22 protein-coding genes are annotated in these 25480 nt (G+C 63.7%); 15 read left to right on the forward strand and 7 right to left on the reverse strand.

The genetic code is table 11. From position 1 onward, the window contains the following. Positions 1-39: 39 nt before the first annotated feature. From I55_RS22960 to I55_RS22985, 6 genes are all read left to right on the forward strand, one after another. Entirely contained in the window at positions 40-1653 is a 1614-nt protein-coding gene (locus I55_RS22960; protein WP_044562915.1) for an AMP-binding protein, read from the forward strand. After that, on the forward strand, positions 1650-2822 hold the full coding sequence (locus tag I55_RS22965; RefSeq protein ID WP_044562916.1) for a thiolase family protein: 1173 nt from the start codon (positions 1650-1652) through the stop codon (positions 2820-2822). The genes I55_RS22960 and I55_RS22965 overlap by 4 nt, the downstream gene beginning before the upstream one ends. Continuing rightward, on the forward strand, positions 2819-4021 hold the full coding sequence (locus I55_RS22970; protein WP_044562917.1) for an SDR family NAD(P)-dependent oxidoreductase: 1203 nt from the start codon (positions 2819-2821) through the stop codon (positions 4019-4021). The genes I55_RS22965 and I55_RS22970 overlap by 4 nt, the downstream gene beginning before the upstream one ends. After that, the gene (locus I55_RS22975; RefSeq protein WP_083901349.1) at positions 4018-4803 is read left to right on the forward strand and encodes a cyclase family protein; all 786 of its coding nucleotides are present in this window, start codon (positions 4018-4020) and stop codon (positions 4801-4803) included. Before I55_RS22970 ends, I55_RS22975 begins: the two co-directional genes overlap by 4 nt. Positions 4804-5055: 252 nt before the next feature. Beyond that, entirely contained in the window at positions 5056-5541 is a 486-nt protein-coding gene (locus tag I55_RS22980) for a DUF6644 family protein (protein WP_044562918.1), read from the forward strand. 50 nt (positions 5542-5591) lie between these two features. Next, positions 5592-6095, forward strand: a complete 504-nt coding sequence (locus I55_RS22985; protein ID WP_044562919.1) for a DUF6644 family protein — start codon at positions 5592-5594, stop codon at positions 6093-6095. Positions 6096-6181: 86 nt separating this feature from the next. Here I55_RS22985 and I55_RS22990 read toward each other — a convergent pair whose 3' ends face one another. From I55_RS22990 to I55_RS23005, 4 genes are all read right to left on the reverse strand, one after another. Continuing rightward, entirely contained in the window at positions 6182-6598 is a 417-nt protein-coding gene (locus tag I55_RS22990) for a thioesterase family protein (protein WP_044562920.1), read from the reverse strand. Between the two features lies 1 nt (position 6599). After that, positions 6600-7082, reverse strand: a complete 483-nt coding sequence (locus I55_RS22995; protein WP_044562921.1) for a MarR family winged helix-turn-helix transcriptional regulator — start codon at positions 7080-7082, stop codon at positions 6600-6602. A 196-nt stretch (positions 7083-7278) separates the two neighbouring features. Beyond that, entirely contained in the window at positions 7279-8565 is a 1287-nt protein-coding gene (locus tag I55_RS23000; RefSeq protein WP_148293920.1) for a hypothetical protein, read from the reverse strand. A gap of 225 nt (positions 8566-8790) precedes the next feature. Then, entirely contained in the window at positions 8791-9858 is a 1068-nt protein-coding gene (locus I55_RS23005) for an AraC family transcriptional regulator (protein ID WP_049974410.1), read from the reverse strand. Between the two features lie 279 nt (positions 9859-10137). Between I55_RS23005 and I55_RS23010 the strand changes: the two genes are divergently transcribed. The 3 genes from I55_RS23010 to I55_RS23020 are packed head-to-tail and all read left to right on the forward strand — an operon-like array spanning position 10138 to position 13078. Beyond that, a complete protein-coding gene (locus I55_RS23010; RefSeq protein ID WP_044562923.1) occupies positions 10138-11277 on the forward strand; it encodes a tyramine oxidase subunit B in 1140 nt (379 codons plus the stop codon). A gap of 50 nt (positions 11278-11327) precedes the next feature. After that, the gene (locus I55_RS23015; RefSeq protein ID WP_044562924.1) at positions 11328-11750 is read left to right on the forward strand and encodes a Rid family hydrolase; all 423 of its coding nucleotides are present in this window, start codon (positions 11328-11330) and stop codon (positions 11748-11750) included. A 35-nt stretch (positions 11751-11785) separates the two neighbouring features. Next, positions 11786-13078 (forward strand): FAD-binding oxidoreductase, encoded by a 1293-nt coding sequence (locus tag I55_RS23020; RefSeq protein WP_044562925.1) that lies wholly within the window; start codon positions 11786-11788, stop codon positions 13076-13078. Between the two features lie 115 nt (positions 13079-13193). Here the strand turns inward: I55_RS23020 and I55_RS23025 are convergent, their stop codons facing one another. Together I55_RS23025 and I55_RS23030 are read right to left on the reverse strand one after the other, a co-directional pair. Beyond that, complete coding sequence (locus I55_RS23025) at positions 13194-14732, reverse strand: aldehyde dehydrogenase (RefSeq protein WP_049974428.1); 1539 nt, start codon at positions 14730-14732, stop codon at positions 13194-13196. Positions 14733-14793: 61 nt separating this feature from the next. Further along, positions 14794-16284, reverse strand: a complete 1491-nt coding sequence (locus I55_RS23030) for an APC family permease (RefSeq protein WP_044562926.1) — start codon at positions 16282-16284, stop codon at positions 14794-14796. Positions 16285-16671: 387 nt separating this feature from the next. Here I55_RS23030 and I55_RS23035 point away from each other — a divergent pair, with 387 nt between their 5' ends. The 3 genes from I55_RS23035 (at position 16672) to I55_RS23045 (ending at position 21446) form a co-directional block, all read left to right on the forward strand. Next, the gene (locus I55_RS23035) at positions 16672-17610 is read left to right on the forward strand and encodes a carbon-nitrogen hydrolase family protein (RefSeq protein ID WP_044562927.1); all 939 of its coding nucleotides are present in this window, start codon (positions 16672-16674) and stop codon (positions 17608-17610) included. 502 nt (positions 17611-18112) lie between these two features. Beyond that, entirely contained in the window at positions 18113-20518 is a 2406-nt protein-coding gene (locus I55_RS23040; RefSeq protein WP_044562928.1) for a TonB-dependent receptor, read from the forward strand. A 268-nt stretch (positions 20519-20786) separates the two neighbouring features. Then, on the forward strand, positions 20787-21446 hold the full coding sequence (locus I55_RS23045; RefSeq protein WP_049974411.1) for a hypothetical protein: 660 nt from the start codon (positions 20787-20789) through the stop codon (positions 21444-21446). 12 nt (positions 21447-21458) lie between these two features. Here the strand turns inward: I55_RS23045 and I55_RS23050 are convergent, their stop codons facing one another. Beyond that, on the reverse strand, positions 21459-21977 hold the full coding sequence (locus I55_RS23050; protein ID WP_049974412.1) for a flavin reductase: 519 nt from the start codon (positions 21975-21977) through the stop codon (positions 21459-21461). 228 nt (positions 21978-22205) lie between these two features. On the opposite strand from I55_RS23050, the gene I55_RS23055 reads away from it, so the two are divergent. Genes I55_RS23055 through I55_RS23065 form a run of 3 tightly spaced genes read left to right on the forward strand, consistent with a single transcriptional unit; the run spans position 22206 to position 25449 of the window. Further along, a complete protein-coding gene (locus I55_RS23055) occupies positions 22206-23372 on the forward strand; it encodes an MFS transporter (RefSeq protein ID WP_148293921.1) in 1167 nt (388 codons plus the stop codon). A gap of 26 nt (positions 23373-23398) precedes the next feature. After that, positions 23399-24193, forward strand: coding sequence for an SDR family oxidoreductase (locus tag I55_RS23060; protein ID WP_044562931.1), 795 nt, complete (start codon positions 23399-23401; stop codon positions 24191-24193). 11 nt (positions 24194-24204) lie between these two features. Further along, the gene (locus tag I55_RS23065) at positions 24205-25449 is read left to right on the forward strand and encodes an acyl-CoA dehydrogenase family protein (protein WP_083901350.1); all 1245 of its coding nucleotides are present in this window, start codon (positions 24205-24207) and stop codon (positions 25447-25449) included. Positions 25450-25480: the final 31 nt, after the last annotated feature.

The following is a 25480-nucleotide window of genomic DNA, read 5'->3' on the forward strand; positions in this document are numbered from 1 at the left end:
TCGACCATCAGGCGACGCGCCTGTTTGAGTGAGGATGTTGTGAGCAGCGAAACTGTCTTTTCAAGGTTCGCGGTGGCTGCCGTGAAATATTCCGGCAATCCGTTCCTGAACGTGCTGCCCGAAACGGCCGGCATATACGGCATCGACGCGGGCGAGATCACCTATGCCACCATGCTGGCGCGGGTGCTGGCGCGGCAGGAGGCGCTGCGCGCTGCGGGGCTCGGTAAGGGCGCCAGGATCGGTCTGCTGCTGCGAAACAGGCCGGACTTCATCGAGTTCTGGTTCGCGGCGAACGGGCTTGGCGTCTCGGTGGTGCCGATCAATCCTGATCTGCGGCGCAGTGAACTCGAATATCTGATCGGCCACTCGGAAATGGACGTGGCCATTGTTCTGGATGACCGGCGGGCGGAGGTCGCCGCGGCGGCCCAGGCCATCGGCAGCGCCATGGTCACGTTGCCGCCGGGGGAACCGCTTCCGCCAATCCCGGGGCCGACACCTGATCCGGAGGCACCGGACCAGACCACGGAGGCGGCCCTGCTTTACACCTCCGGCACCACGGGGGATCCCAAGGGTTGCGTGCTGACCAATGAATATTTCCTCCATTCCGGCGACTGGTATCGTGATGTCGGGGGACTGATTTCATTGAGATTTGGGGAGGAGCGCATGCTCACCCCCCTGCCGCTGTTCCATATGAACGCGATGGCGGTATCGGTGATGGCCATGGTCACCGTTGGTGGGTGCCTGACCGTCCTGGACCGCTTCCATCCCACCACCTGGTGGGATTCCGTGCGGCGAAGTGGTGCCACCTGCCTGCACTACCTTGGGGTCATGCCGTCCATGCTGATGACGGCGCCGGCGAGCAGCCAAGACCGGAACCACGCGGTGCGCTTCGGCTTTGGGGCCGGCACGCCCCGCGAGCTTCACGCCCCCTTTGAGGAACGCTTCGGCTTTCCCTTGATCGAGGCCTGGGCGATGACCGAGACGGGCAGCGGCGGTGTCATTTGCGCCAGCCGTGAGCCGCGCAAGACCGGCACCAACTGCTTCGGCCGGCCGACCGGGGATGTCGAGATCCGCATTGTCGATGATGCGGGGTGCGAGGTCGCTACCAACGCGCCCGGCGAGTTGCTCGTGCGGCGCGTCGGTGATGATCCCCGTTACGGCTTTTTCAAGGAGTACCTCAAGAACCCCGGGGCGACGGGGGAAGCCTGGCAGGGCGGCTGGTTCCATACCGGCGATATCGTCGCGCGTGACGAGGACGGCGACCTTCACTTTGTGGATCGCAAGAAGAACGTCATCCGCCGCTCTGGCGAAAACATCGCCGCGGTCGAGGTCGAGGCCGTCCTGATGAAGCATCCGCTGGTGAAGCAGGCCGCCGTCGCCGCCACACCCGACGCTGTGCGCGGCGATGAGGTCGCGGCGCTGATCGTGACGCCCGCCGCCAATGCCGGCCAAGAGGTGGCGGAGGAAATCGTGCGGTGGACCCTGGGGCAATTGGCCTATTACAAGGTGCCGGGCTGGGTCGCCTTCGTGACGGAACTGCCACGGACGCCGACGGAGAAAATCCTGCGGGCGGCGCTCAAGGCGCTGGTCGCCGAGAAAATGAGCCAGGGTACGTTCATCGACACGCGCGCGCTGAAGCGGCGGCAGACATGACGCGCGCCCGGACTCCCTACGATGGTGTCGTGCTTTGCGCGCCGGTGACGGTGCCCTACCAGCGGTATTCCGATCAGACCGCCCACTGGTGGGCCGGGCGGGCCATGCGCTGTTTGGCCGAAAGCACCGGCCTAGGCCCTGCCGATATCGACGGCTTCTGCTTCGCCAGCTTTTCGGCGATGCCGGACACGGCGGTTGGCCTGGTCCAACATCTGGGCCTTTCCCCACGCTGGCTGGACCATATTCCGACCGGCGGTGCGAGCGGGATCATGGCGCTTCGCCGTGCCGCCCGCGCGGTGCAATGCGGCGATGCCGACATTATCGCCTGCGTGGCCGCGGACACCAATCACCTCGATAGTTTCCGCCATACCCTGGCGGCGTTCTCCCGCTTTTCCCAGGATGCCGTTTATCCCTATGGCTTCGGCGGTCCGAACGCGACCTTCGCTCTCATCACCGACGTCTACATGCGCGCCTACGGTGTCACCCGTGACGACTTCGGCAAACTGTGTGTCGCCCAGCGCCGCAACGCGCGTTCCAATCCGCTCGCCCTGCAGCGGGGGGAACTGACCCTGGACGACTATCTGCGCGCCCGGCCCATTTCCGATCCGGTCCATCTCTTCGACTGCGTGATGCCCTGCGCCGGGGCGGAGGCATTCATCGTGACGACACCGGAAATCGCCGCGCGGTACGGCCTGGGGGCGGCCCGCGTCCTGGCGACGATCGAGCGGCACAACGCCTATCTGGATGATGCCGTTCAACTGCGGGGGGGGTGGGCGATGGACGCGGAGTCCCTTTGGGCGATGGCCGGCGTTGCCCCGGCCGATGTCGATACGCTTCAGGCCTATGACGACTATCCGGTGATCGTGGCGATGCAGCTTGAGGATCTGGGCTTTTGTGCCAAGGGCCGGGCTGCGGAATTCATCCGCGCGACCCGCTTCGAGATAGACGGTGACCTGCCGCTGAACACCAACGGGGGCCAGTTGTCGCTGGGCCAGGCGGGGGCGGCGGGCGGTTTTCAGAACGTGACCGAAGGGTTGCGCCAAGTGCTGCGACAGCCGTTGGGGGCCCAGGTGCCGGATGCCGATATCGCGGCGATATCGGGATTTGGCCTGGTGAACTACGACCGCGGCGTGTGTACCGCCGCCGCCATCATTGAGGCCTGCCGATGAGCCGTGAGAAGCGTGACCCGCTTGCCCGGCGCAAGGAACGGCATGTCCAGCCCGGCGCGCGCAGCCGCGCGATGCATGCCATGGCCGCCAGGGCGGCCATGGGGCGCTTCGTGTTGCAGGGCTGCGTGGATTGCGGCGCGGTCACCTATCCGCCTCGTGACGTCTGCCCGCGTTGCTGGGGTGAATTGCGCTGGGCCGACCATGGGCGCGGTGCCCGTGTCCTGTCGGTCACCACCATCCGCGTTTCAACGGACCTTTACTTCCGCGGTCAATTGCCCTGGCGCATGGGCACGGTGGCGCTGGATGCCGGCCCCGTCGCGCTCGCCCACCTGCATGCGGGGTTGACGGCGGGCGACCAGGCGGAAATGCGGCTGATGCTGGACAGGGGCGGTAACGCGGCGCTCTTCGCCTTGCCCGCCGGAAAGGAACCTGACATGAGCGATCGGCAATGGCGCGAATTCGTCGTTCCGGTGAAGGACTGCACGATCCTGGTCAGCGACGCCCGCGGGGCGATCGGCCGCGCCCTTGTTCAGGCGCTTCACGCGGCCGGCGCTGGCCACATCGTCGCCGGACTGGCCCCGCCCGCACGGATCGCGGACCTGTCGGATAGCCTATTGGGGATGGAGCGGGTTCAGCCTATCCCCCTCGACCTCACCGACCCGGTCATGGTTGCGGAGTGCATCAGCAAGATCCCCGGTCCCTTGGACATCGTCATCAACACCGCACGTCTGGTGCGGGGCGGCGGCGTCAGTGCGGACGGCAACCTTGTGGAGCAGAGGCGGATGCTGGACGTCGCCGTTCTGGGGTTGATGCGCCTGGTGCAGGCCAGCGCGCCCCTGTTGCAGGGGCGGCCGTCCGCTGCCTTCGTCGATATCCTCTCGGCGCAGGCGCTGGCCGGTGATGCCGCCTTCGCCGGCTATGCCGCCGGTGAGGCGGCCCGCCATGCGCTCTTGCAGAGCTTCCGTCACGAAATGCGCGCTACCGGGGTTCGGGTGCTGTCGGTCTTCACCGGACCCAGCGATGACGAGGATCACCAGTCCGTCCCGCCCCCCAAGGTCGCCCCGGCCCGGCTTGCCCGGGAAATCATCACGGCGCTTGAAACGGGGCGGGAGGTCTCATGCGTCGGTGACGTCGCCGTCGATGCCATGGACCGCTGGCTGGCTGATCCCGCGCTTTACATCAGGGAGAGGAACCTATGACCGCGATGGACCCCATACTTGCCGGTCTGGTCGCCGGCATCGCGTCGCAGCGGCTCCGTGCCGTCGATCTGACCAACACGCTTTCGCCGGACTTTCCGGTCATCGTCCTGCCATCGGAGTTCGGCCAGTGCGAGCCATTCCGGATGGAAACGGTGTCGCGTTATGACGGGAACGGCCCCGCCTGGTACTGGAACAATATTTCGATGAATGAGCACACCGGCACGCATTTCGACGCGCCGGCGCATTGGATCACGGGCCGCGATGTGCCGAACGGGACGGTGGACGAGGTGCGGCCCGAAGACTTCATCCATCCCGCCGTGGTCATTGATATCAGCCGGGAGGCCGCCGCCGACGAGGATTTCATCCTGACCCGCGCCTTTCTTGACGATTGGGAGGCGCGCAATGGCCCGATCCCGCCCCGGCACTGGATTCTGCTGCGCAGTGATTGGTCTAAGCGGGTAGGCACCGTGTCCTACCTCAACCTCAGGGAGGATGGCGCCCATTCACCCGGACCGGACGCGACCGCCATGCGCTTCCTGGTGCACGACCGCGACTGTGTCGGCCTGGGTGTTGAAACCGTCGGCACAGACGCCGGGCAGGCCGCGCATTTCGATGAGCCCCTGCCGGCGCATTCCATCCTGCATGGCAACGGGCGCTTTGGCCTGCAATGCCTCACCAACCTTGACCAGTTGCCCGCCTTCGGTGCGCTGGTGATGGCGATGCCGCTCAAGATCAAGGGTGGTTCGGGCAGCCCACTGCGCGTAATCGCCTTGACCGTTTGAGGCTGCGGTCGGCCTCCATCCACTCGCGCATGGTTGGGCGACGGCACCGACATCGCCACCGTTTCACGGCGCGTTGTTCCCGTATCAAACCGTTTCACCGTGCGGGGATGGGGGGCGATGCCGGTATTCCTGGTGGCGGGATGGTCGTTACGCGTCGGGCACCGAACGACCGCCGTCAACAGAGAAACATTGGGCGGGGCCCGGCCCATCGGCCGCCGCGCTGCCCATCACCCATCAGGGGGAGTTTGAGGGATGTCCATACAAACATTCGGCCAGTGGCTTTATACCACGCCCGTTGCCGCCACCATCCGCGAGACCGTTTGGATCATTCCTACGGTGCAGGCGGTCCATATCCTTTCCATCGCGGTTCTGGTCGGCTCGGCGCTGGTTTCCAATCTGCGGCTGGCGGGGGTGTTCGCCGCAGATGAAGCATCCCCGGCGATCATCCGCCGGTATCTGCCCCGGATGTGGTCCGCTTTGGGCATTTTGCTGCTGACGGGCCTTGTGCTGATCGTGGCCGAACCGGGCCGTACCCTTAACAACGCGGTCTTCTGGACCAAGATGGCGCTGGTCCTGATCGCCTTTGTGCTGACGCTGGTCTTCCAAAAGCCGCTGCTTCAGTCCCCACCGGCGGGCAATGGTTCCGACAAGTCGGCCATGACCAAGCCGGTCGCCTGGCTGTCGCTGGTGTTGTGGACGGTCGTGATCTTTTGCGGCCGCTTCATCGCCTACACCTGATGCCATTCCGTCGCGCGCGACCATAATCGAAGTAAGCCAGGGGGCCCATCATGTCCTTGCAGACCGTCCTTCAGAGTATCCAGAATTCCGGACTTTCCCTATGGATTCGCCAGAACCCCGCGATTTTCCCCATCATTGAATCGCTGCATGTCGTGGCGATCACCTTGGTTTTCGGCACAATCATGATCGTGGATCTGCGCTTGCTCGGCTTCGCGTCGCATCGGCGTGGCGCCAACAAGCTTATCGCTGAACTGCTGCCCTTTACCTGGGGGGCCTTCATCCTGGCCGTGGCGACAGGATGCCTGCTGTTCACCGCCAACGCCCCGGCGTATGCGAATAACACCCAGTTCCGTCTCAAGCTGTTGGTGATTCTGGCGGCAGGCATCAACATGGCGGTTTTCCATGTGACCACCCATCGCCGCATCGCCGCCTGGGACACCGTGATGCCGCCGCCGACCGCCGCACGCGTGGCCGGTGTGACGTCACTCCTGTTATGGGTCGCAGTGATTTACATCGGGCGTTGGATCGGGTTCACGCTGGACATCCTGTTCTGACCGCACCTTCGTTTCATCCTTATCGCCGCCGCCCCTGACGCTGTGGGGGCGGCGGTTGGGCATGGGTAAGCCGGGCATCGGCCCGCTTACATCGCGCGGGCAATCCCCTCCAGAATGTGGGTCCGCATCTCCTCCGGCCATGGCGTCGCCCGCCGGGCTTCCAGGTCCATGCAGACCAGGACGACATTGGCCCGCAATCTAACTCGTTCCTCCCCGGCAAACACGACATGCAGTTGGCAACTGCTGCGGCCGACTTCGCGCGGCGACAGGGTGATCGTCAGCACGTCGCCCAGTTCGCTAGGGGAGACGAACTCGACATCGAGTTTGACGGTCGGCACTCCGATGCCGCGATGAAGGTGCAGGGTCCTGAAGTCCTGGCCCAGTGCCTGCGCGCACCAATCCTCGACCGCCGCGTTCAACATCTCGAAATAGCGCGGATAAAAGACAATGCCGGCCGCGTCGATGTGCGAGAAGCGGACCTGGGTGGTGGTTTCGAAAGGCATGTCAGTTCTCTTTGGAAAGAAGCGCCCGCAGGTCTGTCAGCAGCTCAAGCAGGGCCGTCATTCGCTCCGCAGGGAAATTGCTGAAGGCATCCGCGATCCATTGGTGATGCGCTTCGGCAAGGGTGAGGAACCGCGTGCGTCCGGCCTTGGTCAGGGACACGATCGCGGAGCGCGCGTCCTGCGGGTCAACCGCCGACTGCACCAAGCCCTGCGCCTGCAGCTGGCGCACGATCGCGGTCACATTCCCGTTTGAAACCAGAAGCGCCCGGGACAGGGCACTCATGCTGAGACCTTCCGGCACGCGATAAAGCGCGGCCATGACATCGAAACGCGGCAGTGTGGTGTCGAATTGTTCTTCGAAATTGCGCCTCAGGCGCTTTTCGCCAATCTTGGCGCAACTGAGCAATCGGATCCACATGCGCAGTTCCGTGGAACCAGCCCCGATGGGGGAGCGCTCGTCGCTCGTGTCGCTGTCAGCGGTCATGTGAACTCTAGCGTCTGAAGGGAAGGAACGGGCCCGTTTGCGCCAGCTTGCCGGCAAGCGTGTGGGCCCCGGACTCTCGCCCGGGTTATTTTAGGTTTAAAGCAAAACGGCGGCTTGTCCAAGTGGATTACCCGGGGCCGCGGTTCCACGGGCCGACAATCACCCCGCCAGGATGGGGCAAGCGGGCGCCGATGGTTCAATGGAGCGGTCGGACGAATACCGGGCGCTGGTCCAGGGCGACGCCATTGATGGCGCGAATCTCGAAAAGGGCTTCATAATCCCCATGAATGTCGGCGTGGGATTCGAGGGCCTGCAATTGTTTCGGATTCGAAATGAGATTCGCCATGTTCTGAACTGCCGTGTCGCCAATACCAGCCGCCACGAAAATATGCTGACCCATGGGACCAGACAGGCTGGCGATGTAGCCATAGTCTACCAGCGGCTTGTTTTCCTGGCTGGCGTCCAGATCGGCGACAAATCGGTTGCCGGACGTTGAATCCACCAGTTCCTTATAAGAAGTGCCGGGCCGCAGATGGGCCACCTGGAATAATGGCGCCGCAACGCGCCCCAGGTCGGAAAAGCGCCCGACATAGATCAGGTTTCCGGTTTCAAGCATATCGGCATCAAGCTTCGAGGCGGGCACCAACCGCACCAGATCGGGGCTGCCGGGATAGAACCGGGTGACGGCGTTCTGTACCGTCCACGCGGCGATCACCGTGCCGGCAGGCGCGAGGTTCAAATCCAGATCATAGAGCCGGTAAAAGGCGTCGGGATGCGTCTTGAGATAAGTCCCGAGGTCCTCGCGTGAGCGGATGCCAGGCTCTTGGATCATGCGCTGTATATCCCGCTGGTCTTCGGTTTCGGCGACCAGGAAAGCGTCGCCCACCACCAGCCGGGCCGCTTCCTTGTCGGCCGCGAGCGGCCGCCAGAAGGCCGTTGCCCGCAATTGCTCTTGCGTCTCGCGCGCGGCCCAATGCCCCTGACCCAGGAACCAGATCGCGAAACCGGCGACGATCGAGATCAGCAACATACCGAACATGACCATAAGCGGCCGTGTGCCTAGTTTCGGCCAAGTCCAGTTTTCCGGTGTGAGACGGGGCGGGTGACCAGCGGGCACGTCGGGGGGCAGGGCCAGGACGATGCGGTATTCCCCTTTGGGAATTTCCAGCTTCGGACCCGGCTGATCCGCGTAGAAGTCATGGAGCCGCTTTCTCAGCCTGTGAACGTACACGCGAACGCCGGAATCCAGCGACTGCGACATGGCGCCGGGGTCACCGTTGCGACCGAACACCGCGAAGGCGATTTCAATTTCCTTCGGTGCGCGATCGTCATTGGATCGTTCGACCAGGAAATCGAACAGCTGCAGCAAGGCCGCTGAACGGGCGGCGGTCAGCGCCACCCTGAATTTCGCCACCTCCTCTTCAAATGCGGATGCAGAAACAGGGGTATCACCTGACCGTGGGACCTTCACGCCTTGCTCCATTCTGAAACGGTCAAGTTCCGATTCAATCGCGGCCTGTCATCGGCCGCCCAGACCGCGCATATGCCCTTGGTGTCGCGGAAAGCTGTCCAGTGCTGCGCCGCATCGGCGGTTGGACGCTGCAATATCCTAGCCTAACAGTAAGGATCGCAGCCCTTCAAAAAGGTTTTGTTAATGACACGTCGGATTATCAGGGGAACAAAGGGGAATGCGATGTCCGCTCAGGCGCTATCGCGTGTTCTTTGAATAGCGCCCAGGTGAAACGCCCGTCCAATCCTTGAAGGCGCGCGAGAACGTTGCCGTATCCGAATACCCCAGTTGTTCCGCCGCGACGGAGAGTGGAAGGTCGGCGGTCTTCAGCATCGACCTCGCCCGCTCCTGCCGCGCCTCCTGCAGCAGGGTCCGGAAGGAGGTGCCTTCCTCCATCAGCCGCCGGCGCAGGGAGCGTTCGGAAAGATTCAATTCCGCCGCCGCCAGGGCGCAGTCGACCCGTGTGCGGCCCAGCCCGCGGGCGATGATGTCCTTGGTCTGGGCGGCCAACCCGCCGCTTGACGTCGCCGCCGGTCCCATCAGGTCAAGCAGATGCGATTCCAGAACCGTCCTCAGCTTCTTGTCCTCGGAAGTCAGGGCGCTGATGAACGGCCTGTCCAGATCCTCGTTGCGTATGACCAGGGCGTTGGCCGCCTGGTTGCCGCTCACCGGGGCCCGGAAAAAGCGCGGAAGGAACTCTTCGCGGCCGGTGATCGGATGTTCGAAATGGACCTCGGCCGGGAACCATTTGGCGGAGGTGAGCTGCCGTATCAGGTTGGCATATCCCGATATCGCAAATTCCGCGTCCTGTTGCCGGGGCCAAATTCGCACGTCTTCGATGCGATAACTGTAGGTGGTGCAATCGGGGCCGACTTGGCTGTCGAACGAGGTCTTGCTCTGCAGGCGCGATTGGAACAGCGCCAGATAGTCCAGCGCGACGCGCAGCGTCCCGGAAGCGCGCAGCAGGGCATGGAACGGTCCCAGGTCCGCAAGCCCGAACGATCGTCCCATCTCCAGGCCAAGGTTCGGCCGTTGGAGCTTCGCAGCCGCCTGTTCCAGCAGCGCGACATAGCGATGCAAGGGCACGCGCTCGTAGGGTTTATCCAATTGTGCCCGAAAGAAGCCGTGCTCCCGCAACAAGGGGTCGATGCGGTCGTCCATGTCGGACAGGACATTGAGCAACGCGGGGAGGAACAGCACGCGGATCGTTGGCTGATCGGTCATTGTGACGACGGCCTCATCCGGCGGCTCAGCGCTTTTCGACATTCAGCGGAAACCTCCCCTGACCGATTCTGCAAAGCAGCGGTCCACCCCTGCAATTTACACAGTCTCCCCCTTCATTGAAATTGTTCTTCGTCCGCACAGGACTAAGACCCCTTCCCGGCGATAACGCCCAATGGCCGCAAGGATAGAGGGAGACGTTCGCCACGGTCATTTTGTCCTGAGCGGTTCCATCAACTGGCATCCAGTCCCGCCGTTGCAACCGCGCGCGGCGTTTGGGGGTGCCCGTGTCAACAGTAATCGCCTCTTTGCCGAGCTGGACCCATGAATACCTTGCCTAAGATAGATTTCATCTACCTTTCCGAACCGGACATGATCCGGGCCGGCGTGACCGATATGGCGGCCTGCGTCGACACAATGGAGGAGATGTTCCGTTTGCTCCACGCTGGCGACTATCGCATGGCGGGACCGGACAGCAATTCGCACGGCGCCATCGTGGTCTTTCCGGAAGACTCCCCCTTTCCGGACATGCCGAAGCCGACGGCGGATCGCCGGTTCATGGCCATGCCCGCGTATCTGGGGGGGGAATTCCGCACCGCCGGTATGAAATGGTACGGCTCCAACATTGAGAATCGGGACAAGGGGCTGCCCCGATCAATCCTGATGTTCATCCTCAATGATGCCGATACGGGCGCGCCTTTGGCCGTGATGTCGGCCAACCTGCTCTCGGCCTATCGCACCGGCGCGGTTCCCGGGGTGGGGGCCCGTCATCTGGCGCGTAAGGAGTCACGCGTGGTTGGCATCTTGGGCCCGGGGGTGATGGCCAGGACCTCGCTTGCGGCGTTCATGGCGACCTGTCCCCATATCGACACCATCAAGGTGAAGGGGCGGGGCCGGAAGAACGTTGACGCTTTCCTCGCCTGGCTGAAGCAGACCTATCCGCAGATCACCACCGTGAAGGTGGTTGATACCGATGAGGAGGTGGTGCGCGGTTCCGACATCGCCACCTTCTGCGCATCGGTTGCGACGGGTGACCCGTCGAAGTACCCGACGGTGCGGCGCGACTGGGTCAGCCCCGGCACCTTCCTGTCGATGCCGGCGCCCTGCAATATCGATGAAGGCATGGAAGCGCCGGAAATCCGCAAGGTGCTGGATTTTACCGGCCTCTATGAAACCTATCAGGCGGAAAACCCCAAGCCTGTCCATAAGCTCATCCCGGCGGTCGGCGTGCGCTTTTTCGATCTGGTGGACGAAGGCCGCGTCGCGCGCGGGCAATTGGAAGACCTTGGCCGGATTGCCGCTGGCGACGCGCCCGGCCGCCGCAACGATGACGAGATCATCATCCTGTCGGTTGGCGGCATGGCGGTGGAGGACGTCGCGTGGGGCACGCAGGTTTATCGCAATGCCCTGGCCAAAGGGATCGGCATGCGCCTCCCCCTGTGGGACGAACCCGCGTTGCGATGAGGGCTCCGGCCCGGCCCACCAATACATCCCTTACCGCCTGGGAGAATGAGATGCCCGATATCATCAAGATCAAGACAGGAAACAAATTCGAGGACCATGGCAGTTATTCGCGCCTGGTCGCCGTCGATGATCTGATCTTCGTGTCCAACACCGCCGGCCGCAACCCGCGCACCAAGGTACTGCCCGATGATCCGGCCGAGCAGGCCCTGCAGGCCCTGAGCAACATCGAGGGCGCATTGGCCGCCGTCGATGCGACGCTGGAAGACGTGGTCGCCGCGCGGGTTTTCGTGCAGTTCCCCGAGGACGTGGAAACCGTCATGACCGCGTACGGCAACCGGATGCGGGGGATCAACCCGACATTGACCATGACGTGCCCGCCGCTGGGCTCGCTTCAATACAAGGTGGAGATCGAGGTGACGGCCTGGCGCGGCGCGTCGAAGGCGACCGTCAAGGAAATGCGGATCACCCTCTGACCGTGACGCCACCATCCAGTTCGAAGAAATGGACCATGGCTCCTGATATAATTCCGGTAGAAACCTCATCAGATTTTCCATCGGTAACCACGGTCGTCGTCATTGGCGGAGGCATCGTCGGGTTGGTGGCGGCGCTTACGCTGGCGGAACGGGGTGTTCCGGTGGTGGTGCTGGAAAAGGGCCGCATTGCCGGCGAACAATCGTCCCGGAATCTCGGCTGGGTGCGCAAGATGCTGCGGTCGGTGCCGGATCTGCCGATGGCGCTGGCCGCCGAAAACCTTTGGGCGGAGATGCCGGGGCGTGTCGGTAGCGACTGTGGCTATCGCCAAGCCGGCATCATGTACGTCGCCCGCACGCCGGCGGAGATGGCCGCCCATGAACGCTGGTTGGACTCCGTCAAAGGGGTCTCTCTCGACAGCCGGCTGCTGACGCCGCGCGAGATCACGGAGATGGTGCCGGGCGGGGCGGAGCCGTTCGTCGGCGGAATTTACACCCCGTCGGACGCTCGTGCCGAGCCCACGATCGCGTCCAGCGTGATCGCCCGGGCGGCGATGGCGAAGGGCGCGGTCATCGTCGAGAATTGCGCCGTCCGCACACTGTCGATGGTTGCGGGGAAGGTCGGCGGCGTCGTGACGGAGCGCGGGGAAATACGTTGCGGGCAGGTCATTCTTGCTGGCGGCGTCTGGTCGCGGCGCTTCCTGGGCAATCTTGGGGTCCAACTGCTGACCTTGCCCCTGGTCGCGTCCGTGTTGCGCACCGCTCCCATGGCGGGGCCAACCGATATCGCCGTGGGCGGCCCCGACTTTTCTTTCCGCAAGCGCCACGATGGCGGCTACACCATCACGCAAAGGGGCGCCCTGTTCGCGCCGCTGCTGCTTGATCATCTGCTGATCGGCCCCCGGTATCTTTCGACGCTGATAGCGCAGTGGCGGAACCTGCGCGTCACCCTCGGCAAGGACTTCTTGAGCGATCTGGCACTACCGCGGCGCTGGGGGCCGGGTTCGGTCTCCCCGTTTGAACGGATCCGCACGATGGATCCGCCGGTCAACGCGCACCTTAACAAGGAGGCCATGATCAACCTCGCGGCGGCCTGGCCCACGTTTCATAAGGCCTTGGTGGCGCAAGCCTGGGGGGGGATGATCGACGTGACGCCGGACTCGCTGCCGGTCATTGGCCCGGTGGACCGGATTCCGGGCCTGATCCTGGCCTCCGGCTTCTCCGGCCACGGCTTTGGAACGGGCCCGGCCGCCGGCCAACTCGCGGCCGACCTGGTCATGGGATCGGCCCCCCTTGTCGATCCGACCCCTTACCGATTGGACCGATTTTAAAGGGTGATCGGTTCCGGGGGACAAAAATAAGGCCCGCCGCGCTTCGGGCAAAACGCGGCGGGCCTTGATGGTGTCGCCGGACGGCCCGAGAGGGGCAGCCGCCAGCGACACGTTCTCAGTAGCGCATCGAACCGGGATCAAGCCGCATGCACACGGCCTTGGGTTCCGTATATGCCTGCATCGCGTCATTGCCGAACTCATGGCCGAGGCCGGACAGCTTGTGGCCGCCGAAGGGCATGGCGAGGTCCAGCACATTGTGCGTGTTCAGCCACACCGTGCCGGCGTCGATCCGGTCCGCCAGCAGGTGCGCCCGGTCAAGGTCGCGTGTCCAAATGCTGGCGGCCAGGCCGAAGGGCGTGTCGTTGGCGATGCGGACGATGTCGCCAGGGTCGTCGACGCGCACCGCACAAACCACCGGCCCGAAGATCTCCTCCCGCATGACCGACATCTGCGCCGAGACAGCGCCGAGCACCGTGGGCTTGTAGAACCAGCCGTCGCCCTCGGCCGCGCCGCCGCCGGCCAATGCCACGGCGCCCTCGGCCAGGCCATTCCCCACCATGGAGTCAACCCGTCGGCGGTGCTGCGCTGAAATGAGGGGACCCATCTGGGTGGCGGGATCGAATGCCGGGCCGACCTTCAGGCCGCGCGCGATATCGCAGATCCCCTCGATCACCGTGTCATAGATCGGTGCCTCGACCAGCAGCCGCGAGCCAGCGGTGCAAATCTGACCCGAGTTGGCGAAGATGGCCGCCGCCGCCCCGGGGATGGCTCGATCCAGGTCGGCATCAGCGAGGATGATGGTCGGCGACTTGCCCCCCAATTCCAGAGTTACCCGTTTCATGGTTCCAACCGAGGCGGCCAGGATGCTCTGGCCGGTGGCGGTGGAGCCGGTGAAGGCGATCTTGCGCACGGCCGGATGGTTGACCAGGGTGGCGCCAACCTCCGCGCCGTCGCCGGTCACGATGTTCACCGCGCCAGCGGGAAAGCCGGCCTCCAGGATCAATTCGCCCAGCCGCAACGTGGTCAGGGACGTTTCCGGTGACGGCTTGAGGACGACGGTGCACCCGAAGGCGATGGCCGGCGCGATCTTTTGGATGGCCTGGCCCAAGGGAAAGTTCCAGGGCGTGATGCCACCGACGACGCCCAGGGGGCGGCGCTGGGTATAGGCGCGATAGACCGCATCCTCCGGCACCAACGGCGAGTGTTGGATATATTCACCCGCGATCTTTGATGCCCAGCCGGCGTAATGCCGTAAGCCATCGATGATGAACTGAAGATCGATCGCCCGGGTGATGCCCAGCAGCTTGCCGCTGTCCAGCGATTCCAGGACTGCCAGTTCCTCCCTATGCTCTTCCACCAGCAGGGCCAGCCGTTCCAGCAGCCTGCCGCGGTCCAGGGGGCGCATTGCGCGCCAGGCGCGGCTTTCAAAACAGCGCTGCGCCGCCATCACGGCCCGGTCCACATCCGCGCGCCCGCAGGTGTGGACCTGGGTGATCGTGCGGCCGGTGGATGGATCGATGGCGTCGATCAGCCGCCCCGGACTTAGGGGCTCCGCCAATTGCCCATCGATCAGCGGCAAGCCTCGCGGCAGCTGTGGAGAAGGGGGGGACGCCGCCTTGCCGCAGGGCGCGCGTTCGGTTTCGCTCGACATCATGGTGCACTCCAGAAGGTTCACCCACGACCCGGTTCTATGGCCGTTCCGATGGGGACGGGCTTTATGCGGTTGCCTTGGCCACCGCCGCGTGGACATTCCCGGTGGACAGTCCCTCTTCGACCTGGGTCGCCCCGACCTTCGCGTAAATGCCGGGACGGCATTTACGGAGGTAGACGCCATGGATGAGGCCAAGCGCTGCTACCGCCAGGAAAAGAACGGGCAGGCAGTTGATGGCCAGAAGGGTCGTGCCGGTCAGAGCGGAATAGTTCCGCAGGGATAGGTAGGTGGCGACGGCGATCAGGATTCCACCCGCCAAGGGCGCGACGGTCTTGCCTGGCGAGAACTCATTCCGGCGGGCGAAATACAAGGGTATGGAAAGCGACGTCGCCGTCAGCAATATCTCAAGCCCCACCGCGCCCATGGAGGATAGGCTGGCGGCCAGGTTCAGCAGCGGGTCAAGGCCGGCCAGGGCGAAGAGGGCGACAATGGCGGAAAAGATGCCGGTCAGTAACCCGCACGCCACGTAGGGCGACCCGTGGACGGAATGCGCCTTGCCCAAGGGGGATGGCAAGAGCCCGTCGCGCGACAGCGCGAACATGTAGCGGGTGATGTTGTTGAAGAAGCCGAGCGCCGCCGCGAACAGGCTGGTCACGGTGAGAAGGTTGAGGGCATCCCGTCCTACCTCCCCAAGATAGCGGGCGGCGATGCCGCTGACGAGGCGGCCTGGATCGGCCTGCGCGACCACCTTGATATCGTCGGGCGCGGCGGCCAGAACCAGGCACCAGGTGGAAAGCACGTAGAAGGTGCCGAGTATCAGCACCGCGCCGTAGGTGGCACGCGGAATGGTGACCTGCCGGTCCTTGGCCTCCTCCTGATAGATCGCGGTGGCCTCGAAGCCGATACAGCCGTTGATGGCGTAAATCACCGAGATGCCCAGCCCAGGCGCGAATACGGTAGATGGCGTGAAGCTGTTGAAATCCAGTCCCGAGAGGCCCTTCTCATACAGGATCAGGCCGTCAATCAGGAGAATGAGGCCCACTTCCAGCAGCAACGCCACCGTCAGGACTTTTGCCGCCATCGTAATCTTGCGGTAGCCCAGCCAGGCGATGATGGCGATGCCGGCCGCAGCCCACAGTTCCCACCGGCTTTCAATGCCGAAGGTGCCGCGCAGGAAATCCGCGGCGAAGAAGGCCATGGCGCCCAGGGTGGAGGTGCCGGCGCAGATGTAGGCCAGGACGGCGGTATAGGCCGCGGCAATCCCCGCCTCTTTGTTCAGGCTGGCTGCGATGTAGGCATAGAACGCGCCCGCGTTTCTCACATGCGGGATCATGCGGACATATCCCACCGCGAAGAGCAGCATGACGGCACAAATTCCGAGCTGGGTTCCCGGCATGCCGGCGCCGTTCCCGAAAGCGAAGGCCAACGGGATGATCCCCGCCAGCACGCCCATCGGGGCCGCGCAGGCGAGGATCATGAAAATGATGTCGCCGGTTCCCAGCATGCCGGGAAGGAGGCCGGTTCGAGGGGCGGGATTGGATTCGGAACGGGTCATGACGAGGATGCGGTCCAAGGTGGGAGGGCCAGGGAAGGAAAGGGGACGTGTGGGCGCGCCATTTTATTTTAGGCATGAGGTTGTTTTCGCGGCGTGCTCAGGCCTCTGATTATGCGGCCTGCCAGCTTGCGGCGGTGGCCTCATATGCGCTATTTCCAGCGGGCGGTCATAACGGCGGTGGCCGGCAATTCCCATTTATAATCAATATAATGATGTGAGACGGCGCCGTTGCGGGACCCTTGTGCCGACCTTCGTGGCGGGGCAGACGGGCGCCCCTGTTCGATGGCATTTATTATAGGCTTAAAATATCTTGCCTAACGGCCGGATGCAAGTATCTTGGCGGGCATACCAGCGCCGCAGGGCGCTTTCAGCGTGGAAGGGATCGAAATGTCCTCGCAGTTTCGTGCCGCCGTCGTGCAGGCGGCGTCCCTGCCGCACGATGCGCCGGCATCGGCGCGCAAGGCGGCGGACCTCATTCGTGAGGCGGCGGCAAACGGCGCGCGCCTGGTGGTTTTTCCGGAAGCCTTCCTGGGTGGATACCCCAAGGGGGCCTCGTTCGGCACACCCGTCGGCATGCGCAAGCCCGAAGGGCGCGAAGAGTATCGCCGGTATCATGAGGCGGCCATCGCGTTGGACGGGCCCGAGGTCGGGTTGTTGGCCGAAGCGACGGCGGCGACAGGGGCATTTGTCGTTATCGGGGTGATCGAGCGCGATGGCGGAACGGTCTATTGCACCGCCCTGTTCCTCGACGGGGAAAAAGGCTTGGTCGCTAAGCATCGCAAGCTGATGCCTACGGGGGCGGAACGGCTGATCTGGGGCTTCGGCGATGGATCGACGATGCCGGTCATCGAGACACCGCTGGGGCGGATCGGCGCCGTCATCTGTTGGGAGAACTATATGCCGATGATGCGCATGGCGATGTACGATCAAGGCGTCACACTCTATTGCGCGCCCACCGCCGATGACCGCGACAGCTGGGCCGCCACCATGCGGCATATCGCCCTGGAGGGGCGCTGCTTCGTCCTGTCGGCGTGCCAGCACATTACGCGGGGGGCTTACCCCGCCGATTTCGACTGCGCGCTGGGGGACGATCCCGACACCGTCCTGTTGCGCGGCGGTTCGATGATCGTGGCACCCCTTGGGACCGTATTGGCCGGGCCGCACTTTGGCGGCGAAATCATCCTTTATGCCGATATCGATCCGGCCGACGTGGTGCGTGGCAAATACGATTTTGATGTCGCGGGTCACTACGCGCGGCCCGACATCTTCACCCTCACCGTCAATGTCGCGGCCCAATGCGCGGTGAGGCGCGCGGGGCAGGCATGAAACATCACCGCGACCGGCGTCAGCGGAAATGATGACGTCCTCCATTCCTGGTTCGACACTCGAAGCGGCCGCCTTGCGGGCGGGGCTGTGTCCTTGATCCGGGACGCTAGGGAAAACGGCGGCCTTGTTCACCCATCAAACGGTTTCGCAACCGTTAACTTAACCGTAACAGGGCGGTCGCCTGTCTTTATTTGACCCGATGGGCACCTTGTTACGGCGCTGGTCCGCAAGAGAGGACGAAGGAAAAAAGTATAGGCGCTGGGATGGGCGTGGCCGCACCCGTGATGGTGCTTTAGGGACGCCCATTCCCGTTGATCAACCGGTGGCTCGGGCAAGCCTGACCGACTTGGTCATTCCGCCTTGGATATTTGCCGCGTCCGTCATGAACCCGCTTCGGTGACGGGCCGGCGAGACGGTTCCGAGCGTTCGCGCTCCCCGCGGATTAGGACCGCAGGCGCGGCCGTGGGACAGGGAAAAATGATAAAGCAGGGAGTTACGAGACATGGTTTTCAACAGTGAGCCAAGGCCGCTGGCGATGGTGGCCCAGGTGGCGGTCGGCAAGCGGTTTGCATTTGATAAGCGCCGGTTCATGCGGCGGGCGTCCTCCTGCGCCTTGTTGGCGGGCTTCGCCTTGGCGGCCCTCCATGCCGGTGCGGCCGTGGCCCAGCAAAGTAATCCGGCATCCACGTCCGCTGGGGATGATCAGCAGACCTTGCAGGAAATCGTCATCTCGGCACGTCGGAAGGACGAGCGGCTTACCGATGTTCCTGTTTCCGTTACGGCGCTGTCCTCGGACTTTCTGGAAAAACAGAACATTCAGAGCTTTGCCGACTACGCGACGAAAATCCCCAATCTGACGTTCCAGTACGGCCAAGGATCGGATGGGACCGCGGTGGGCTTCAGCGGCGGCCGTCAAACGACGATACGCGGCGTTACCGGGACGAACACCACGGCCTATTATCTCAATGACACGCCGATCCCTTCAACGGTGAGTCCGCAGACCCTTGGTCTTGAGCGCATCGAGGTTCTGAAGGGGCCGCAAGGGACGCTGTTCGGCGCCAGTTCGATGGGCGGCAACGTACGCTTCATCACCAAGAAGCCATCCCTGATAAACAACGAGTCCTCGGTCCAACTCCAGGCGGGCGGGACGGATGGCGGCAGCATGGACGTTGGGGCCAATGCGCTGACGAATGTGGTTATTACGCCGGGCAAGGTGGCGATGAATTTCGCCGCCGGGGCACAACGGGACTCCGGTTACATCAAACGGGTTTTCCCGGATGCCAACGGCAACCCCGTCACCAGGGATGGGCAAGGGCGCCAAGACGACTTCTCGGGAATGACCACCCTGCGTGTCCAATTGACCGAAGATCTGGAGGCATCCCTCACGGCCATGGGAGAGGTCTCGGAACTCCATGGCTTCCCCGCTGCCTACGTTCCGCTGCCTGACTTCAAGCCGGTTTCCTACACCGTTCATCGCGACCGGGACGTTCAGGAATATTCCAAGGATCACTGGGGGCTTGGCTCCCTGGTGCTGACCTACAATGGCAATGGCTACTCGGTCGTATCTTCCACCAGCTATTTCGATCGTAAGGTCCGGGAACTGGAGGATGATACCGAGGGTACGAACCAATATTTCCAATCCGGCCTGGGTATCAACCTGCCGAGTGATCCCGCACTTTATGTCGTTGATGTCGTGCAGGACAAAAGGGTCACGCAAGAAAGTCGAATTTCCTTTGATGAGGGCACTCTACTTCCGCATCTGTCCGGTGTGGCAGGTGTCTTCTATCAAGAAAAAGATGTGACGTTCCATCAGCCGCCAATCCATGTGCCGGACTTTATTACTGCCGGACTGCCACAGGATTATCAAAACTCCGATACCATTCCGACGCAGGAGGAGAATGTCGCCGCATTCGGTGAGCTGTATTATGAGGTCGTGCCCAAGCTGACCCTTACCGTAGGCTTGCGCCAGTATTGGATAACGCAGCATGGCGACGCGCACGTGGCTACGGGCGTGGTCAATCCCCCCGATGGCGCCTACGCTCCCGAACTGAACAATTTCCAATCGGGCCTGGTGCCCAAAGGGGTAGTATCCTACAAGATCGATGACGACGCGATGGTGTACGCCTCGGCGGCCAAAGGGTTCCGCGTCGGTGGCGCCCAGGCGCCCTTGCCCGACTTTTGCGCGGCCGATTTGGCCGCGATCGGCGTAAGCGCGGAGAAGGCGCAGCGCTTCCAGCCCGACTCTCTGTGGAGTTACGAGATCGGAGCCAAAGACCGGCTGGCCGGCGGGCGGTTGAATGTCTCTGTCGCCGGATTCCAAATCGACTGGTCGCAGGTACAACAGCAGGTCCAGCTTCCCCGCTGTTCATACAGTTTCCTGACCAATGCGGGTCGCGCACAAATTCGTGGCGGGGAGATGGAGGTATCGGGGCGCCCCTTCGCGGACGTTCCGCTGACCCTGCAATTCGGGTTGGGGTATACCGACGCTGTGCTCCAGGATCCGGGCCTCATTCCCCAGGCGCCGGATACCCGTCTGACCCAGGTTCCGAGATGGACAGGGACGGTATCCGGATATTATGAGACAGCGATTAGCGCCTCCACTGATCTGTTTGTCGCCGCCGACTACAGTTACACGGGCGCGGTTCTGGTCCCGAATATCGGCGCCAGCGGCTTCCTGAGGCGCGAGCCCTTCAACATCGTCAACGGCAATATCGGTGTGCGGTTCGGCGGGTCAACGCTGTCGATCTATGGCAAGAACCTGCTCAACGAACGTTTGAACTATGGCAATCTTTATCCGTCCGGTTTCGTTCGTCAGGAGATTCTGCCGAACGGAACGTCCCAGGCCCTGCCCATGGCCGCGGTTAGCCGGCCGCGCCAACTCGGTATCCAATACAGGGTCGATTTCTGAAATCGGCGGCGTGGCCGGCGTTCCTGGCATGTCGCCGGGGCGCCGGCCACGGCCTAGCCCGGGCGCGTAACCGGGGGCCAACGGTTTCAGAACCGTTAACCCATCATGATCACGCGCCCGGCGGGCGATGCTTCGGGCGGCGCGCCCTGCCAGAGTGGCCGGCACTTCGCGATGTGTGCCAGCGCTCCCCGGCGCGACCGGGCGCGGGCCAGATACGGAGGTTCAATTATGAAAAAGGGGAGACGTGTCATGCTTCGAGGGGCCGCGTATGATCGGGCCTGATGCTGAAACGGCAGGCCACGCCCAGGGACCTGGGGCGGGCGGCCTGCGGAAAGCCCACCGGCGCCTGCCCAGCGCCGCCGTGGCCATCGTCTTAATCTGCGGTGCCGTGGCCGGGGCAGGGCGTTGGTACGTCGCACGCGCGGAAACGGCCCCGGTCGTGTCAACGCAGGCGGCGAAGTCCGGATCGCCATTTCGGGTGTATGCGACCATCCAGGAACTGATGGACAGCACGGTTGACCCGGCGGCGGACGGTGTTTGGGATTCCGTCGCGGTCATCAGCACCCAGGCCGGTGTCGAAAAGCGGGAACCGCGGACCCCCGAGGAATGGCAGGAGGTCCGGCGCCATGCGCTCACCCTCCTGGAAGCCATGAACCTCGTGGTGATGGAGGGGCGCCACGCCGCGCCGCCTGGCGCTCAGCCGAAGCTGGGCGAACTCGCCCCCAAACAGATCGACGCCATGATCCAGGCGAACCGGCCCGCTTTCGCCGCCTTCGCCGACGACGTCAGAAACAGGACGCTGGAGGCGCTGGCGGCCATCGACAAGCGGGACGTCAAGGCGCTGGTTGTCGCCGGCGGTAATCTTGATCAGGCCTGTGAGTCCTGTCACGTGACCTTCTGGTATCCGGGGTCAGCGAAACCCCGGTGATTCAAGGTTGGCTCAGTCCGCGGCTGGCGCGCGCAAGGCCGCGGGCGGAGACAGGTGGTGAAACGCCCGGGCGAAGTAAATGAGGCCGTCGGCGCGTTCATTGATGCGGATGGCCTGCACCCGGGCGAACAGAACGCCGTGGGTACCCACGTCGTTTATGGCATCTACCGTGCAATCCAGGGCGACCGCGGCGTCGCGCAAAACCGGTGCCCCAGTGTGGAGGGTGTCCCACTCCAATTCGTTGGCAAATCGCTCGGCGGCTGGGGATCCCGGTGTCGCGAACAGCCTGCAGAGGCCTTCATGCTGTGCGGCCAGGACATTGACGCAGACGACGCCGTTTGTTTTCAGGGTTTGGTAGCCCCGGGATGACCGATTGATGCAGGCTAGCAAGGTCGCCGGTTGATCGGTGACGCTGCAGACGGCCGAGACCGTCATGCCATGACGCCCGGCGGGGCCATCGGACGTGACGATGCAGACAGCGGCACCCATCCGCGCCATGGCCGCACGGAATTGGTCTTTTTCCACCGACATGGCGTTTCCCCCGATGCATATGCCCGGGCTGCGGCCCCATGCCGCGCCGGCTGTCTTTGGATCATAATTGGAACAATCATCAGTTAACAAGACAAACGTTGCTAAAGAGAGACAATTGGGGCATGCTCACAGGGCCATATAATCTGTTGGGGGGCTATCCAGAATGATTGCAGAGAGCATGCCCGTGTCCTGGCCTGAGGGCCCGGCCGTCGTCGTGTGGACATGGTGATGGCGCACCCCACCCGGCTCGATACGCCGGGGCTGCTCGCCGCCGTGGTGCTTGGGACCCTGGGCGGTTTGACGATCATGATCGTGCCGGGCTTTGTCGGCTTGGTCGGCAGCCTCACCGGACTGGACGATCAATCACTTGGGTACGTGGCATCCTGGGACATCAACGCCATGGCTGTCGCAATCGGCGCCGGCACGTTCCTGATCTCGCGGTTCAACTGGCGTCATCTGGCGCTTCTCGCCCTGGCGATCATCGGTATCGGCAATCTCTGGACCGCCACGTGCGTGACCTACCCCGCCGTTGTTGCCGCGCGCGTGCTCGCGGGATGCGGCGAGGGGCTGGCGATCGCGGTGTCGTTCGCCGCCTTGGGAAGCGCGTCCAATCCCGATCGTGCTTTCGGCATTTATCTGGTGGTCGGTTTGACCGTCAGCGCAGGGATCCTGGTGGTCCTGCCGGCCCTCCAGGTGTTGATCGGTCCGTCAGCGATGTTCATCGGGCTGGCGTTGATTGCCGTGTCTGCCGCCGCCATCGTAAAATGGCTGCCGACCCACAGTTCCATGTCCGCCGTGAACGCCCTGGACGGTGTTTCCATTCAGAAGGTCATGACGGTCGCCGGGCTCACAGGCGTGTTCCTGTATTTCATCGCTCAAGGGGCCATGTGGAGCTATTTTGAGCGGATTGGTGCGAGCAACGGCATTGATCCGGACGTTATCGGCCAAGCCATGGGGGTCTCGTCCTTTTCCGGCACGGGTGGGGCGCTGGTCGCCGTTCTTCTGACGAGCCGGGTCAGCCGCGCCTGGTTGCTGGCTGGCAGCGGCGCGATCTCCTTGCTGAGTTTTTGGCTGTTGATGGGGACCGTATCGGCCGCGCAACTGTTCGTCGCCGGCATACTCTTCAATTTCGGATGGAACCTGGCCCAACCCCTGCTTTCCGGCGTCTGCGCCGAGGCGGATGCGAGGGGGCGCGTTGTCGTCGCCATGGGATGCATCCAGACCGTGGGCTTCGGTGTCGGGCCCGCCCTGGCGGCGGCCTTGCTGACGGGTCACAACTTCGTCCCGGCGGCGTGGATGAGCACGGCGGTCCTGATCTGCAGCCTTGCCATCGTCCTTGGCGGTTTGCGGGCTCGCGGCCTGCAATCCATGCCCCGCAATTCCGCTGTGCCGTGAACGCGGCCGCACATGTTGAGAAGAAAATGAAGCTGGAATTGAATGAGCGCGTCGCCATCGTCACGGGCGGCAGTTCCGGCATTGGCCGGGCCGTGGCCAAGGTGCTGGCGCAAGAGGGCGCCCGGGTGGTCATCACCGCCCGGCGCGGCGACAAGTTGAGCAGGGCGGCGGCGGAACTGGAGGCGGAGACGGAAGGGACAGTCCTGCCCATTCCTTCGGACACGACCGACCAAGCCCGGGTCGACAGCATGGTGACGGCCGCCATCGACGCCTTCGGCCGCATCGACATCCTCGTCAACTGTGCAGCCAACCCGTCCAGCCCGGCGCATGGCGAGATTCGGCATCTGGACGATGGCGCGCTGCTGGGCGATCTGGACACGAAGGTGGTGGGCTATGCCCGCTGCGCGAAAGCCGTGGCCCCGCACATGGTGAGACGCCGCTGGGGTAGGATCATCAACATCGGCGGATTGACGGGCCGATCGTCCAACCTGCTTAGCGGCATGCGCAACGTTGCCGTCTGCCACTTGACCAAGACCCTGTCGGATCAATTGGGCCCTGAGGGCGTGACGGTGAACGCCCTGCATCCCGGCGTCACCCAGACCGAACACATCGTTGAGCTTTTTGAGACCGAGGCGGCCAAGCGCGGGGTGACCCCCGCTGAGATCGAGGCGGAGTTCTCGGCGGCGACCCCCATTCGTCGGGTCATCCTGGCGGAGGAGGTGGGGTACGCCGTCGCCTTTCTCGCGTCGCCGCTGGCCGCGGCCATAACGGGGGAATCCCTGGCGGTCGATGGCGGCATCACGCGGGGTATTTACTTGTAAGGAGAAGAATCATGCAGGCAGAGGAGGCGTGGGCACAGCCCTCATATACACCCATATCCGGGGCCGGCCAGGCCGCCAACGACGCGTCGGATTTGGCCGATCAGTTGCTTCGGCAGGCTGAGGCGATGATCCCGGTACTGAAGTCCCGGTCCCGGGCGGCCATCGAGGCGGGGCAAATCCCCGCGGAAACCATCCAGGAATTCACGGATGCCGGCTTTTTCAAAGTTCTGCAGCCCGCGCGCTACGGTGGATACGAACTGCCGCCGCAGGTGTACTGCGCCATCGCCCGCACCCTGGCCGAAGGCTGCATGAGCAGCGCGTGGGTCTATGCCGTGATTGCCGTCCATAACTGGCAATTGGCACTGTTCGACGATCGCGCCGCGCAGGAGGTGTGGGGCGAGGACCCCGCCGTGCGCATCAGCTCCTCTTACATGCCGGTGGGAAAGGTGACGGTGGTGCCCGGCGGCTACCGCCTGTCGGGGCGATGGGCGTTCTCCAGCGGGTCCGCGCATTGCGACTGGGTCATCCTCGGTGCGATGGTTCCCACCACGGAAGCGAACGCCAAGCCCGATCCACGCAACTTTCTCATCCCCCGCGCCGACTATCGGATCGTCGACAACTGGGACGTCATGGGACTGCGCGCGACCGGCAGCAACGACATCGTCGTCAACGACGCCTTCGTGCCAGAGCATCGGACCATCCGGGAATTGGACATGTTCGCCATGGATTGTCCGGGGCACGCCAACAACACGTCAGCCCTCTACAAGATGCCGTTCGCCCAGATCTTCAACAGGACGGTGTCAACCACTTCCCTGGGGGCGCTGAAATCCGCCCTGGATGTCTTCATCGAGACCACGAGGGAGAAGCGCGCCACCTACACGGGTGACCGCCTGGCCCGGGACACGACCATCCAGCATGCGGTGGTCCAGGTAGAGAGGACGCTGGACGAACTCTCCCTCGTGCTTGACCGGGATTGCCGCGAATTGATGGAAAGGGCCATCGGCGGCGACTGGCCGATCGCGCGGCGGGCGGCCCTGGGGGCATCGACCACGGGCATGGTGGAGCGATGTGTCGATGCCATCGACACCTTGATGACGTTCAGTGGCGCCAAGGCCGTATTCCGGGGCAACCCCGTCCAGCAGGCATTCCTGGACATCCACACGGCGCGGGCCCACGTGGCCAACAACCCTTATCCCTACGCCCGTAACCTAGGCGCCGTGCGTTTTGGATTTGAAAACGACTCCCTGGACATTTGAGCGTGTGGGCGGGCGTCCGCGTGACGCCCGC

Origin of the sequence: Azospirillum sp. B4 (assembly GCF_000333275.1) — a bacterium.
Taxonomy (GTDB): Bacteria; Pseudomonadota; Alphaproteobacteria; order Azospirillales; family Azospirillaceae; genus Nitrospirillum.